General features: G+C 70.3%; 1 protein-coding gene (running past both ends of the window). It reads right to left on the bottom strand.

Every position in this 16,968-nt window falls within one protein-coding gene, locus AAFP35_RS05765, for a non-ribosomal peptide synthase/polyketide synthase (RefSeq protein ID WP_419220599.1), read on the bottom strand. The gene is 53,697 nt long; 26,431 of those nucleotides lie to the left of the window and 10,298 to its right, leaving coding positions 10,299-27,266 in view (codon 3,433, partial, through codon 9,089, partial); reading right to left, the first codon wholly in view occupies nucleotides 16,965-16,967. The start codon and the stop codon both lie outside this window.

The raw sequence follows: 16,968 nt of genomic DNA, 5'->3' as shown, positions 1-16,968 counted from the left end.
TCGTCGGCACCCACGCGCTCCACGCCGAGCAGGCCCGCGACGATCGCGGCCAGATGCCGTTCGGCGTCGGTGGACGGCGGGGTGAACTCGGTGTCGGTCACGAAGTCCGGCGCCGGCAGCGCGGTGCGGTCGAGCTTGCCCGCGGGGGTCAACGGCAGCGAGTCGAGCACCAGGAACTGTGCGGGTACCATGTGCGCGGCCAGTTGGTCGGCCGCGGCACGGCTCACCACGGCCAGGTCGGGCGCGATCTCGCCGACACCCACCAGATACGAGGCCAGCCGGGTCCGTCCGGTGCTGTCGGCAACGCCGAGCGTGACCGCCGCCGACACCTCCGGCAGTGCGCCGAGGACGGCGTCGATCTCACCGAGTTCCACGCGCTGACCGTTGATCTTCACCTGATGGTCGGCGCGCCCGGCGAACTCGATGTCACCGACGGCGTTGCGGCGGACCAGGTCACCGGTGGCGTAGAGCCGCGACCCCGCCGCACCGAGCGGGTCGGCGACGAACCGGGTGGCGGTCAGACCTGCGCGACCGAGGTAGCCGCGGGCGAGACCGTCGGCAGCGAGATACAGCTCACCGACCACACCGTGCGGCACCGGGTTGAGCCGGTCGTCGAGCACGTAGGCGGTGAATCCGCGGATCGGTCGACCGATGGTCACCGGTCGGTCGGGCAGCGACCGGGCGGCAGTGGCCCAGATGGTGGTCTCCGACGGACCGTAGAAGTTGAACAGCGTTCGCCCCGGCTCGACGGCCCACCGTGCCACCAACTCCGGCGGGCATGCCTCACCGCCGGTTGCGAGGTGTTTCAGTGCCGTCAGGCCGGTCGGGTCCACGGTGCCGAGCACCGTCGGGGTGATGATCGCGTCGGTCACCCGGTGGCGGGCGAGCAGATCGGCGAGCTCGGCGCCGCCATAGATCTCGGCAGGCGAGATCACCAGGGTGTGACCGGAACCGATCGCCCAGATCATCTCGAACAGTGACGCGTCGAAGCTCGGGGACGCCACGTGCAGCACCCGGGTCGCCGAACCCGAGGACACTTCTCGTTGGGCCTGCACGAGGTCGGAAAGGCCGCGGTGGGTCACGCCGACCGCCTTCGGCCGACCAGTGGATCCCGAGGTGTAGATCAGGTACGCGAGGTTGTCGAGCCCCAGCGGCCCTCGCCACTCGGTCTCGGCGATCGGTGCCGACGATACGCTTACGGTCAGCTCGGCCTGGGCCGGCTCGTCGAGAACCAGCCAGTCGACGCCGCTGCGGTCACCGAGCGCCGTGCGGTCGGCGGCGGTCGTGACCACCAGCTCGGCACCGGAGTCGTCGAGCATGTACTGGATACGCTCGGCCGGATACGTGGGATCGACCGGCAGGTACACGCCGGCCGCCTTGACGACCGCCCAGGTGGCGATGACCGACTCGAGGGACCGCGAGATGCCCACCGCGACAACGACGTCGGGACCGACACCGTGGGCGATCAGCACGCGTGCGAGACGGTTGGTGGCCGCCTCGAACTCGGCGTAGGTCAACGACTCGTCGCCGGTGCCCGCGATCAGCGCGGGGTGTCCGGGATCCAGGGTGCGCTCGGCGAGGATCTCCGGCAGGGTGCGTCCACCGCCGAATGCGTCGTCGAAGCGTGCTGCCGCGGCGACGAGTTCGGCTCGTACGGCATCGAGTTCGCGACGCTGGGCATCGCTGAGGAGGTCGATGTCGCCGACGACGGCGTCGCGATCATCGGTGAGCACCGACAGCACCCGCAGCCACGTGTCCGCGAACGAACGGACCGTCGATTCGTCGAACAACGCCGTGGCATAGAGGAACTCGGCCGTCATGGCGGCATCGTCGTCGGTTCCCGCCTCGACGACACCCATCGTGAGGTCGAACTTGGCGTCGCGTTCGACGAGGTCGAGCGACTCCACCTGCAGTCCCGCCCCGGTGAAGATCTGCCGGTCGGCGGGGTCGGCCGCCGAGTAGGTGAAGGCGATCTGGGTGAGCGGTGCGTGCGCCGAGGACCGTTCCGGCGCGAGGGCGTCCACGAGTTGCTCGAAGACGACATCGGAATGCGCGAAGGCGTCGAGGTCGACGGCACGGATCTCGGCCAGGAAGTCGTCGACGGTCGACGACGGATCCACCGTGGACCGCAAGACCAGGGTGTTGACGAACATGCCGATGAGATCGTCGAGAACGGCCTGGCCGCGGCCGGCGACCGGGGTGCCGATGACCACGTCACGGGTCGACGCGAGACGAGACACGGTGAGTGCCAAGGCCGCATGGCACACCATGAAGGCGGTCAGGCCGGTCTCGGCAGCCGTCCGGTGCACGGCCGCAGCGAGATCGGCCGGTACGTCGACGCTCAGATGTTCTCCGTCGGCGTCGAGCACGGCCGGGCGCGGACGGTCCATCGGTAGATCGGTGACCGCGGGCAGGTCGTCGAGGACGCTGCGCCAGTGGGCGAACTGTCGTCCGATCGGCGACGTCGGGTCGTCGCTGCGGCCGAGCACCTCGTGCTGCCAGAGGGCGTAGTCGGCGTACTGCACATCGAGAGGCGCGGCGCCGGTTGTCGGCTCGGCGGCACCGGTGCGCACGAGGTAGGCGCGCACCAGGTCACCGGCGAGCACTCGGGCGGACTCACCGTCGAAGGCGATGTGGTGACAGACCAGGACGACATCGGTGGCATCGATGTCGGCGTCGGTCACACGGCGCAGGCGGCCTCGGACCGGCAGTTCGCTGCCCACGTCGAAACCGCGGTCGAGGATGGTGTGCAGGTCCTCGGCGGCATCGGTGCTCGTCCAGTCGAGTCGGGCGAGCGCGTCGTCGACGTCGAGGACGAGCTGGGTCGGGCGCCCGTCCACGGTCGGGTACACGGTGCGCAGCACTTCGTGCCGGGCGACGACGTCGCCGAGTGCGCCGAGCAGCGCGGCGGTGTCGATCGGGGAACCGTCCGCGGACCGCAACCGCAGACCGAGCGGGATGTTGTATGCCGCAGACGCCGTGTCGAATTGGTTGATGAACCACATGCGCTGCTGCGCGAACGACAGCGGCACCGCATCCGGGCGTGGCCGCGCGACGATCGGGGCCGCGGCGCCGGTCCCGGGCCGGACACGTTCGGCGAGCGCGCGAACCGTCGGCGCGTCGAAGAGGTCGCGGACCGACACCTCCGCGTCGAGGGCGCGTCCCACCCGCGCCGACACCCGGGTCGCCGACAGCGAGTTGCCGCCGAGATCGAAGAAACTCTCGGTGGCCGAGACGCTCTCGAGGCCGAGGACCTCGCCGACGATGTCGGCGATGGTCTGTTCGGTTCCCGGGTTCGGTGCGACGAAGGTGCCGCCGCCGAAGCTCGGCGCGGGCAGTGCGCGCCGGTTCAGCTTGCCTGCGCTGGTCAACTCGACACTCTCGAGTGGCATCCAGACGGTGGGCCGCATGTACTCGGGCAGCAGTCGCGCCGCCACGGCGGCGATCTCGTCGACGTCGAGTGGCTGCCTGCGGTCGGACTCGCCGGACCCAGCCAGGTAGGCGACGAGGTGCTCGCCGCCGTCGCCGCTGGTGGCCACGGTGACCGCCGCGTGGACGACGCCCGGAGCGGACACCAGAACAGCTTCGATCTCGCCGAGCTCGATCCGCTGACCGCGCAGCTTCACCTGGAAGTCACTGCGGCCCAGATACTCCAGGGACCCTTCCCGGTCGAAACGCACCACATCGCCGGTGCGGTACATCCGCTGCCCCGATCGTCCGAACGGGTCGGCGACGAAGCGATCGGCGGTCAGATCCGGACGTGCCGCATAGCCGCGCGCGAGCTGGACGCCGCTCAGATAGAGCTCACCTGCCACCCCGGGCGGAACCGGATGCAGACGGGCGTCGAGCACATGGACCGCGGTGTTCCACACCGGTCGGCCGATCGGCACCACCGCGTCACCGGCCAGCACCTCGTGCGCGGTCACATCCACCGCGGCCTCGGTCGGGCCGTAGAGGTTGATCAGACGTGCGGCAGGCAGTCCGTCGAGCGCCGCGGCCGCGACCGACGGCGCCAGCGCCTCGCCGGAGGTGAACACCCGCCGCACCGACGTCAGCTCTGCCAATCGGTCGGGACCGACGACGTCGGTGAACGCGGCCAACATCGACGGGACGAAATGAGTCGTCGTCACGCGCATCTCGCGCAGCAGGCCGGCCAGATAGGCGGGATCGCGGTGACCGTCCGGCCGTGCCACCACCAGGCGTGCACCGACCATCAACGGCCAGAACAGTTCCCAGACGGACACGTCGAACGTCACCGGCGTCTTCTGCACGACGACATCGGACGAGGTGAGACGATATCCGTCCTGCATCCACGCCAGTCGGTTCGCGATGGCGGCATGCGAGACCACCACACCCTTGGGACGTCCGGTCGAACCCGAGGTGAACAGCGTGTACGCGGCATGCTCGGCACGCAGCGGGGTCACGCGGTCGGCGTCGGTGACCGTGGGCCGGTCGGCGGTCACCGGCGCGTCGAGATCCAACACGACAGTGGTACAACCCGATTCGGCCACGGCGGCGTCGAGTTCGGCCGACGCGGCGTGATGTGCCCCGATGACGACCCATCGGACGCCGCCGGTGCGCAGCATGTGGATGATCCGTTCCGGCGGGGCGTCGACGTCGAGCGGGACGTATTGACCACCGGCCGCGACCACCGCGTGGATGGCCACCACCATGTCCACCGACCGCGGGATACCCACCGCGACAGCACTATCGGGTCCGACGCCACGGGCGATGAGATCGTGGGCCAGCTCGGTGACCCGCGCCCCGAAGTCCCGGTAGGTCAGATCCCGGTCCGCGTCGACCAGTGCCGGCGCGTTCGGCCGCGCCGCCACCGCCGCGGCGACCGCGTCCGGAAGCAGGGTGACGTCGGTGTCCACCTCGAGCCCATGCGACCAGGCCCGCACGCGGGCGCGGCCTGCGGCATCCACCAGGGGCACGTCGCCGACCACGGTCGACGGCTCGTCGACGACGGCACGCAGCAGGGCGACGTACCAGTCACCGATCCGGGTGGCGGTGTCGTGGTCGAACAGGTCGAGCGCGTAGACGATCGAGCCGTCGAGTGCGGTCAGCCTCCCGTCGTCGTCGCGGTCGGCCGACAGCCCCACGGTGAGGTCGAAACGCGCTGCCGGGGCACCCGGATCGGCCGGTTCGATCCGCAGATCGGGTAGGTCGATGTGTGCGGGGCGGTGCTGTTCGAGGGTGAACATCACCTGTGCCAACGGCGCGAACGCCTCCGAGCGGGTCGGGGCGAGACGCTCGACGAGATACTCGAACGGCACGTCGGCGTGGTCGAAGGCGTCGAGGTCCACCGCCCGGGTGGCCTCCAGCAGTTCGGTGAACGTGGCACCCGGGTCGACGTCGCTGCGCAGGACCAGGGTGTTGACGAACATGCCGATGACGTCGTCGAGTTCGGCCTGTCCGCGACCGGCGACCGGTGTCGCGACGGCGATGTCGGTGGTGGCCGCCAGGCGCGACAGCAACGCGGCCAGTGTCGCATGCAGAACCATGAACGGGGTGGCTCCGTGCCGGCGCGCGAGGTCGTCGACTCCTGCCACCAGGTCGTCGGGCACCGCGAAATCGGCCAGTCCCCCGCGCCGGGAGGCCACCGAGGGGCGCGGCCGGTCGGTCGGCAGGTCGATCACGTCGGGTAGATCGGCCAGGCGGCCCACCCAGTGGTCGACCTGTTGTCCGACAACACTGTCCGGGTCGTCGGCCGAACCCAGCACCCGACGTTGCCAGATCGCGACGTCGGCGTACTGGACGGACAGCTCGGCCCACTCGGGCGCGCTTCCGCCGCTGCGCGCCCGGTAGGCGGTCACGATGTCACGGAGCAACGGCGCCAGCGACTCGCCGTCGGCGGCGATGTGGTGGATGCTCACCACGAGAAGGTGTGTGTCGGTACCGGTTTCGGTCAACGCCGCCCGGATGGGCAGATCGACGGTCACGTCGAACGGCCGGGACGCGACGTCGACGGCGGCAGCGGCACCGGCCGGCCGACTCCACCACGTGGGGTCAGCGGCGACGACGCCGGGCGCCAGGATCTCTTGGCGGGCCGCACCGTCGTCGTCGGCCGGGAAGATGGTGCGCAGACTCTCGTGCCGTCCGATCACGTCGACCAGCGCCGCGTGCAGTGCATCGGCGTCGAGGCGTCCGCTGAGCGTGAGCGCGAACGGGATGTTGTAGGCAGGCGAGGTCGGATCGAATCGGTTGAGGAACCACATCCGCTGCTGGGCCGCCGACAACGGGATCCGTTCCGGACGTGGGCCTGCCGTCACCGGCTCGACGGTGGCGACGGCCAGCTCGCCGATCCGGGCGGCCAGGGTCCGAGGACTCGGTGCGTCGAACAGGTCGCGGACACCGACCGCGACCCCCAGGGCGTCGGCGATCCGTGCGGTCACCCGGGTGGCCGACAGGGAGTTGCCGCCGAGGTCGAAGAAGCCGTCGACGGCGGACACGTCGTCCACACCGAGCACATCGGCGAACACCGCCGCGATCTGCTGCTCGGCGCCTGTCGTCGGCTCGACGTACTCCCCCGCACCGAACTCGGGTTCGGGCAGCGCCCGTCGATCGATCTTCCCGGCCGATCCCAACGGCATCTCGTCGAGCACCGACCACACGGTCGGACGCATGTACTCCGGAAGCGCATGTGCCGCGGCGTCGGTGACCGCGCCGAGATCGACATTCGGACCTGCGACGTGACCGACGAGCACCTGATCGCCGCCCGGGGCCACCGCCACCGTGACGACCGACGACACCACCGAGGGCACCGCCGTCAGCACTGCCTCGATCTCCCCGAGCTCGATCCGCTGGCCGCGCAGTTTGACCTGGAAGTCGGTGCGGCCCAGGTATTCCAGGGCACCGGGCGACGTTGTGTCCGGCCCGCTCCCGGCGGTGTGACGCACGAGGTCGCCGGTGCGGTAGAGCCGTGCACCGGGCTCGCCGAACGGGTCGGCGACGAACCGCTCGGCGGTCAGGTCGGGACGCGATGTGTACTCGCGCGCCACCTGGACACCACCGAGATAGAGCTCGCCCGCGACGCCGGGCGGCACCGGGCGCAGTCGATCGTCGAGGACGTGAGCGCTGGTGTTCTGGACCGGCAGTCCGATCGGCACCGTCGTGTCGTCGGCGTGCACCTCGTGGAACGTCACGTCGACGGCCGCCTCGGTGGGGCCGTACAGGTTGTGCAGCCGCGCATTCGGCAGGCTGCGCACGGTTGTGCCCGCCACCGCGGGGGTCAGTGCCTCGCCGGAGGTGAACACGTGTCGCACGGAGGTCAGGGCGGCAAGGCCATCGGTTCCGACCACATCGACGAAAGCGGACAGCATCGACGGCACGAAATGCACCGCGGTGATGCTCTCCCCGGCGATCAGATCCGCCAGGTAGGCCGGGTCCCGGTGACCGTCGGGTGCCGCGATCACCAGACGAGCACCGGTGGACAAGGGCCAGAACAACTCCCACACCGACACGTCGAAGGTGACCGGCGTCTTCTGCACCACGGCATCCGACTCGTCGAGCGGATACTGCGCCTGCATCCAGGCCAACCGGTTGGCGATCGCCGCGTGCGAGATCGTCACGCCCTTCGGCCTGCCGGTCGACCCGGAGGTGAACAGCGTGTACGCCGGGTTCCCGGGTCGCAGCGGTCTCACCCGGTCGGCGTCGGTGACCGGACGGATCGACTCGTCCACCGGCTCCTCGGCGTCGACCACGGCGACCGACGCCGCGTGGTCGGCGACGGCGGCGGGCACGTCGTGACCGGACAGGACGAGCGTGACGCCCGCGGTATCGAGCATGTACGTGATGCGGTCGCCCGGCGCATCCGGATCCAGCGGAACGTAACGACCGCCCGCGGCGATCACCGCGTGGATCGCGACGAGGAGCTCCACCGAGCGGGGCAGACACACGCCGACCGCGGTCTCGGGTCCGACACCCGCGGCGATGAGATCCCGTGCGACGGTGTGCACCCGGGCACCGAACTCGCGGTAGGTCAGTGTGCGGTCGCCGAACACCAGGGCGGTGGCCGTCGGGGTCCGGTCGATCTGCTCGACGAGCCCTCGTGCCGGATCCGGCATCGTCACGTCCACGCGATCGCCCTGCGCCCACCCGGCGACGAGCGCGCGGTCGGCCTCGGAGATCAGGTCGACGGCTGCGAGGACCGCGTCGGGGCTCTCGACCAGCGCGGTCAGGACCGCGCCCACGTGCTGTGCGACCCGTGTGACGGCCGACGTGTCGAACAGGCTCGGCAGGTACTTGTACTGCAGACTCATGCCGTCGTCACGGGGACCGACGATGAGGTTCAGCGGGTAGTGGGTCGAGTCGGCGAAATCGACCGAGGTGATCTGGAGCCCGGCGGCCCGGCTGCCGGTGGCCAGGCCTTCGGCGTCCACCGGATAGGACTCGTAGACCGTGAGGGTGTCGAACAGGACCGGGTCGCCGGTCAGGCCGGTGATCTCGGCGAGACCGAGGTGCTGATGGTCGAGGAGTCGGGTCTTGTTCTCCTGCAACGTCTCCGCGACGAACGCGAGTGTCTGCTCCGGCGCACAGTCCACCACCACCGGCAGGGTGTTGATGAACAGACCGACCGCGGACTCGACACCGGGGAGATCGGCCGGGCGACCCGACACGGTCTCACCGAATGTCACCGCGCGTCGACCGGTCAGTCGCGACAGGGTCAGGGCCCACGCGACCTGAATCGACGTCGACACGGTGACGCCGTGCTCGCGCGAGAAGCGGTGCAGTCCGGCGACGATGTCGGCGTCGAGGTCCACGGTGTGGGTCGACGGTGTCTCGGCGACCACCCCGCTCGCGTGGGGCGCCACCAGTGTCGGCCCGTCGACCGGGCGCAACGTGTCGCGCCAGGCGTCGGTGGCCGCGACGCGGTCGCGATCGGCGAGCCAGTCGAGGAAATCCCGGTAATCGGTGGTGACCGTGTCCGTTTCGACGGCGGGTTCGGCACCCAGGTACGCGGCGAACAGGTCGGCGATCACCAGCGGCCCCGACCAGCCGTCCAGCAGGATGTGGTGGTGGGTGATCACCAGCCGGTGGGTGCCGTCGGGCATGGCGAGCACGACGAAGCGTATGGCACCGGGCTCGGCGAGATCGAAGCGCGTGACGCGTTCGCCGGCGACGACGTCGGCGGCCCGCCGCTGTGCGCCGTCGAGGTCATCACCGGTCAGATCGATGTTCTCCCACCGAGGTTCGACGAGTGGTGGGACAACGGTCACCGCGGTACCGGCCGTGGTCCGGACGAAACCGGACCGCAGCACGCGGTGACGGCGGAACAACTCGGCGGCCGCCTCCCGCATCCGGTCGGTGTCGATGCCGTCGGCGATCTCGATGACGGCCTGCACCGCGTACACGTCGAGGTCGCCCGGACGGGTCGCGAGTTCGGATTGGAACAGCAGGCCCTGCTGTAGCGGGGACAGCGGCCACAGGTCGGCGCCCGGATACCGATGTTCGAGCTCGTCGATCTCGGACTGGGTGAGTCCGGTCTGGGTGACGTCGGATTCGGACAGGCCGGGATCGCCGTCCGCGTCGAGCCCCGCGACGATCGCGGCGAGGGACTGCCCCCAACGCTGCGCGATGGCCGCCACCTCGGTCTCGTCGAGAACCCCGGCGGGTGCACCGAAATCGGCGCGCAGCACTCGTTCGGCGTCCACCGTCACCGTCGAGACGTTGACGGTCAGTGCCGCCAAGGCCACCATCGCACCACGCGCCGAAGGTGGGAGGATCGGCGCGCCGGGCGCGGGCAGGAATCCGCCGGCCGCGGTGGCGCCCTCGGCCGGGTCTGCGGCCGCCGTACCGAAGTAGTTGAACGCGACGGCAGGCAGTGGACGATCGGCGAGGGGCGAGTCGTCACGCAGGTAGCGCAGCGGGCCGAACGCGATCCCGTTGTCGGGCATCGCCGCGCGTGCATCCTTCACCCGTTTGAGCACCGCGGCCGGATCTGCGTCCACCGAGATCGTCAGCGGCGCAATGCTGGTGAACCAGCCCACGGTCCGCGACAGGTCGGCCGTCGCCGGCGCGGCCACCTGCTCTTCGCGTCCGTGTCCCTCGACGAGGATGGAGATGAGGGCGCCGCCCTCCCCGCTGCCCCCATCTTCTTCATCGGCCACGGCGATCGCGAGCGCGGCGAGCAGCACGTTGTCGGCACCGGTGCGGAAGGCGTCGGGCACCCGGGTCAGCACCGCCTCGGTGAGGGCTGCGGGAAGTTCCCGGGTCACCGTCTCGACCGTCGACTGCCGGTCGCGGGACCGGTCGAATCCTCGGCCCGGTGACCTGGTCTGCACCGGCAGATGCGCCTCCCAGAGCGCTGATTCGTCGGTGCGGTCGGCGAGTTCGGCCACCACGTCGGACCAGCGGCGCATCGACGTTCCGGTCGGCTGCAGCGCGATCGGCTGCCCGGCGCTGCGCTGGGCGGACGCGGTCACCAGGTCAGTGATGACCGCCGACCAGGAGACGGCGTCGACGGCGATGTGGTGGATGGACAGCACCAGACGGCCGTCGCCGGAGGGTGTGCGCAGTGCGGTCGCCGCCAGCACCGCCCCGGCGGCCGGATCGAGGCGCGTCAGCGTCTGCGTGTGCGCGTCTCGGATCGCTGCGGTGAACTCCGCGGTGTGTGCGGCCACATCGACGTCACGGCTGTGTACCGCGTTCTCGACATCGAAGGTGTTGCCCGCCAAGAACTCCCAGCCTGTGTCGTCGGGCGTACGGGTCAGCCGGACGGTCAGCATCGGATGGTGGCTGACGACCCCGGAGATGACGGCACGCAGGTCGGCGTCGCTGACGTCGGTCGGCAGGGTGAGGACGACGGATTGCGAGAAGTCGGCGAAGTCCGACGCATCGTCGGCGTGTTCGAGCATCCAGTGCACGGCTGGGGTGAGCGTCACCGGGCCGCTCCCCTCGCCCGGATACTCGGCCAGCGCCACGACGTCGTCGCCCGCCGACGCGGCGGCCAGCGCGCGAACCGTTCGCAACTCGAAGATGTCCCGAGGGCTCACCGCGTGTCCGGCCGCGCGCAGCGCGGACGCCAGCCGGATGGACATGATCGAGTCACCGCCGAGGGCGAAGAACGATTCGGTGACCGAGACCCGGGACAGGCCGAGGACGCCCGCGACGATGTCGGCGACGACCCGCTCGGCGTCATCGGCGGGTGGCACGTGGTCGGCCTCGAGTCGGTCGAAGTCCGGCGCAGGCAGGGCGCGCCGATCCAGCTTGCCCGAGGAACCCACCGGGATGTCGTCGAGCAGCATCCACACGGTCGGACGCATGTACTCCGGAAGTGCTCGGGTGACCGCATCTTCGGCGTCCGCCGTCGAGTCCGGTCCGGCCAGGTAGGCGACCAGATGTTCGGCACCGTGCGCCGACCGGACGACGGTGACCGCGGCGTGCACGACACCGTCGACGCCGGTCAGCACCGCCTCGATCTCGCCGAGTTCGATGCGCTGACCCCGTAGTTTCACCTGGAAGTCGGTGCGGCCCAGGTACTCCAGTTCGCCGCCGCTGTTCCAGCGGACCAGATCTCCGGTGCGGTACAACCGATCACCGCGGGCGCCGTACGGGTCCGCGACGAAGCGCTCCGCGGTCAGATCGGCGCGCGCCGCGTATCCGCGGGCGATCTGCACGCCACCGAGGTACAGCTCGCCGGGCACCCCCACCGGGGCCGGACGGAGTCGGTCGTCGAGCACCCACGTACCGGTGTTCTGGACGGGCCGACCGATCGGCACCACGTCGTCGACGATGTCGAGATCGGCGTAGGCGACCTCGACGGCCGCCTCGGTGGGACCGAAAAGATCATGTAATGCAGCCCACGGCAACGACTCCCGGGTCGCGCGCGCCACCGCGGGCGGCAAGGCCTCACCGGAGGCGTACACGTGACGCAACGAGGTGAGTCCGGCGAGTGTCTCCCGGTCGACCACGTCGAGGAACACCGACAGCATCGACGGCACGAAATGCACGGTGGTCACTCGCTGCGCGGCGATCACCTCGGCGAGGTACGCCGGATCCGTGTGCCCACCGGGACGTGCGATGAGCATGCGTGCGCCCGCCGAGATCGGCGCGAACAGTTCGGGTACCGAGACGTCGAAGGTGTACGGCGTCTTGAGGATCACCGTGTCCGAGGCGTCGAGCGGATAGGTACGCAACCCCCAGTCGAGCCGGTTGAGCACCGCGCGATGCGAGACGGTCACCCCCTTGGGGCGGCCGGTGGAACCCGAGGTGAAGATCGTGTAGGCGGCGTGGACGGGTCGCAGTGGTGCGATGCGATCGGCGTCGGTGATCGGGGCGGGATCGAGGTCGACCGGCGCCGCGGCGTCGACGAGGAGTACCTCGGCCTCGGCGGTGTGGACCGAGTCCTGCGCCTCGGGGACGGTCAGCACCAGCCCGGCGCCCGACGTCTGGAGCATGTGGCGCACCCGGTCTGCGGGGGCCTCGGTGTCGATCGGGACGTACTGGCCGCCTGCAGCGATCACCGCGTGCACTGCGACGACCATCTCGACCGACCGCGGGATACACACGCCCACTGCGACGTCCGGTCCGACCCCGAGTCCGATCAGATGCCGTGCGAGGACCGTGACGCGCGCACCGAACTCCGCGACATCGACGGTGCGATCGGCGAACACGAGTGCCGGGTCGGCGGGCGATCGGCGGACACGGTCGGCGAGGAGGGTGTCGAGCGTGACGTCGGGGACGGCCACCTCGGCCCCGGTCGACATCGTGCGCAACCCCGCGAGTTCCGTCTCGGTCAGCAGCGGGTGGTCGCCGACGGGCGTTCCCGGTGCCCGGGTCACCGCGTCGAGTACCGCGACGAAGCGGTCGGCGAACCGACGTACCGTGTTCGCGTCGAACAGGTCGGTGGCATAGACGATCGAACCGCGCCATCCGTCGGTCCCACCGGTCGACAGGTCGACGGTGAGATCGACCTTCGCCGACGGCGACCCCGGATCCACCGGTCGCACCGTGAGCCCGGGCAATTCGATGTGCGGCGTCGGGTTCTGATCCATCGACAGGAGCACCTGTGACAGCGGCGCGTAGGCCTGGGACCGTGTCGGGTTGAGTTCCTCCACGAGGTGCTCGAAGGGGACGTCGGCGTTCCCGTACGCGTCGAGATCGGTGCGGCGGACGTCGTCGACGAGATCGGCGAACGTGCGCGCCGTATCGACGTCGGTGCGCAGCACCAGGGTGTTGACGAACATGCCGACGAGTGGGTCGACGTCGGCGGAACCGCGACCGGCGATCGGTGTGCTGATGGCGATGTCGGTGGTTCCCGACATTCTTGCGAGCACCACGGCGAGCGCGGCGTGCACCACCATGAACGCGGTGACCCCCCGTGTGGCGGCCAGGTCGTTGACCGCGGCCGCGATCTCGGCGGGCACGGTGAGATCCACCGTGTCGCCGCGCAGCGATGCGACGGCCGGGCGTGGCCGGTCCGCGGGTAGTTCGAGGACGTCCGGGAGTTCTGCGAGTTGCGTCGTCCAGTAGCGCGTCTGTTGGGCCAGAAGCGATTCGGAATCGTCGGGGTCGCCGAGGACCGCACGCTGCCACAGTGCGACGTCGGCGAACTGGACGGACAACGGCTGCCAGTGCGGCGCATGGCCTGCACTACGCGCCCGATAGGCGGTCAGCACGTCGGTCAGCAGCGGCGCCATCGATTCGCCGTCGGCGGCGATGTGATGCACGACGATCGCCAGGGTGTGCCGCGGCTCGCTTCCGCTCACCCGGCCGAGGACCACGCGCACCGGGATCTCGGTCGCGATGTCGAATCCGGTCGTGACAGCAGCCGCCACCGTTTGGTCGATCGTGGCTGTGTCGCCTGCGATCTCGGTCCACGGCACGGCGATCCCGGCGAGCGGGTGGATGATCTGTTCGGCGGTCCCGGACTCGTCGGAGACGGTGCTGCGCAGCACTTCGTGTCGATCGACGACATCGTCGATCGCGGCGCGCAGGGCATCGACGTCGAGGGCGCCGCGCAGGTCCAGCACCAACGGGATGTTGTAGGCGGCGGACTCCGGGTCGAATCGGTTGAGGAACCAGATGCGTTGCTGCGCAAACGACAGTGGGAGTCGTCCGGGGCGGGGCAGGTCGCCGGGCCGGACAGTCGACCGTCCGTCGTGCGACGTCGTTGCCGCCAGCCGGGCGAGATCGCGTGCCGTCGGGTGATCGAAGATCTCCCGGACCGCGATGCGAGCCCCGAACCGGTCTGACAGCCGCGCGGCCAGTCGCGTCGCCGACAACGAGTTCCCGCCGAGATCGAAGAACGAGGCGACCACGCTGACCGACTCGACACCGAGGACATCGGCGACGACGGCGACGACGCTGGCCTCGTCGGCCGTTGCCGGGGCGACGTGTTCGTCGGCGGCATCGATCTGCGGGATCGGCAGCGCGCGGCGGTCGAGTTTGCCGCTGGTGGTCAGCGGCAACTCGTCGAGGACCTCGATGGCCGATGGCACCATGTGTCGGGCGAGCCGCGCGGCGGCCGCCGCCGACAGCGTCTCGACATCCACCGTCGCGCCCGCATCGGGCACCACGTATCCGACGAGCCGCGTGGAACCGGCCGGTCCGGCGACACCGATCGTGACGGCCGAGGCCACCCCCGGCTGCCCGACCAGCACCGCGTCGACCTCGCCGAGTTCGACCCGCTGCCCATTGATCTTGACCTGATGGTCGGCGCGGCCGGCGAAGGTGAGTCGGTGATCGGCCGTCCATCGGACGAGGTCGCCGGTCCGGTACAGCCGGCTGCCCGCGGGCCCGAAGGGGTCGGCCACGAACGAGGCCGCCGACAGCCCCGGCCGACGCAGGTACCCCAGAGCCAAGGCGTCGCCTGCCAGATACAGCTCGCCGGTGGCGCCGACCGGGACCGGATGCAGTCGTTCGTCGAGCACCACCACCGCGAAGCCGGTGACCGGTCCGCCGATGGTCACCGATTCGCCGGGCAGCACCCGACCCGCGGTGGCCCACACGGTGGTCTCGGTCGGACCGTAGAGGTTGACCATCTCGCGCCCGGGGGCCCACGCGGTCACCACCTCGGGGCCGCATGCCTCACCGGCGGTCGCCAGGTGCCGGAGTGTGGTGATCTCGGTCGGGTCCATCGTCGCCAGCACCTGTGGGGTGATGACCGCATCGGTGACGCAGCCGTCGACGAGCACCTCGACCAGGTCGTCGCCGCCGAAGACGTCGGCCGGTGAGATCACCAGTGTGACACCGAGACCGATCGCCCACACCATCTCGAAGAAGGCGGCGTCGAAGCTCGGCGAGGCGACGTGCAGGACCCGTGTGTCGTCGGCGACGCCGGACACCGAACGCTGGGCGGCAAGCAGATTCGCGATCCCGCGATGGCCGACCGCCACCGCCTTGGGTCGCCCGGTCGAGCCGGACGTGTAGATCAGGTAGGCGATGTCGTCTAGTCGCGGTGCCCGCGTGCGGTCGGCGTCGGTGATCGGTCCCGGATCCGTGTGCACCAGCCGTTCGGCGATCTCCGGGGAGTCGATCTCGAGCCAGGTGGTGCCCGCCCACCGATCATGTCCGGTGGTCGTGGTGGTGAGCCCGAACGCGACGTCGGAGTCGGCGAGCATGTAGCCGATCCGGTCGTCGGGCAGGGTGGGATCGATCGGCAGGTAGGCGGCGCCGGTGGCCAGCACCGACCACACCGCGCAGACCGACTCGATCGAGCGGCGCACGGCCACCGCCACCACATCGCCCGGACCGATGCCCTCCGCGATCAGCAGGCGGGCCAGTGGCGCTGTGCGTGCGGCGAACTCGTCATGGGTGACGGTGTCCTCGCCGAGTACCAGTGCCGGCCGCGCACCGTCGACAACACGATCGGCGAGGATCTCGGTGATCGTCTGCGGGGCGACGGCAGGTGCACCGCGGCGCGGGGCCAGCTCCGCACGCTCGGAGTCGCTGGCGAGCACGATGTCTCCGACGGCCTGCTCCGGGTCGTCGACGAACCCGTGCAGCAGGGCGCCGAACATCTGCGCCAGTCGGTCGATCTCGTCGTCCGAGAAGACATCCGGGAGGTACTTGAAGGTCAGCGCGATGTCGTCGGACGACGGTGCGGCCGCGAGATTGAGCGGATAGTGCGTCGCATCGCTCAGCGAGACGTCGGTGATCTCGACGCCCGCCGCCAGGCTGCCCGCGGTGACGGCATCGGCATCCACCGGATAGGACTCGTACACCGTCAGTGTGTCGAACAGCGTCTGGTGGCCGGCCGCCGCGGAGATGTCGGCGAGACTGAGGTGTTGGTGATCGAGCAACCGCGCCTTGCGGTTCTGCAGATCGGCCAGGCCCGAGCGGACCGACGCGGACGCGACGACGTCGACGCGGACGGGCAGCGTGTTGATGAACAGGCCGACCATGCGTTCGACGTCCGCGACCTCCGGTGGTCGGCCGGCGACCGTCTCGCCGAAGGTGACCGTCGTGCGTCCGGTGAGCCGCGCCAGGAGCACGCCCCAGGCGTACTGCAACACGGTGGGCACGGTGGTGTCGGTGGCGCGGGCCAGATCGGCGATCGCGGCTGCCACCTGTGGCCCGGTCGACGTCGACCGGTCACGGGGCGGTTCGGTGATGTGCGTGTTGTCGACGTCCAGGGTGCGGCCGGGCGCGACCAGGGTCGGTCCGTCGACATCGGCGAGCGCCTCGGTCCAGGCGTCGAGGCCGGCCTGGTCGTCACGACCGTCGAGCCAGTGCAGGAAGTCCTCGAAATCGCCGCTCGCGAGGTCGGCGACATTCGACCCGCTCGCGCCGCTCCCGGCGTCGGACGTATTCGACCCGCTCGCGCCGCTCCCGGCGTCGAGATCGATGCCCCCGTAGTGGGCGAACAGTTCGGCGAACACCATCGGGGTGGACCAGCCGTCGAGGAGCAGGTGATGGTTGGTCACGACGAGTCGGCCGGTGCCGCCGGGCAGGCCGATCCACCGCAACCGCAGCAGCGGTGGATCGCTCAGATCGAACGGGGTGACCCGATCGACCCGCGCG

Origin of the sequence: Gordonia sp. CPCC 206044 (assembly GCF_048537895.1) — a bacterium.
Taxonomy (GTDB): Bacteria; Actinomycetota; Actinomycetes; order Mycobacteriales; family Mycobacteriaceae; genus Gordonia.
Note: the sequence above shows the minus strand (reverse complement) of the source record. Positions and strands in the feature narration are given on the sequence as shown.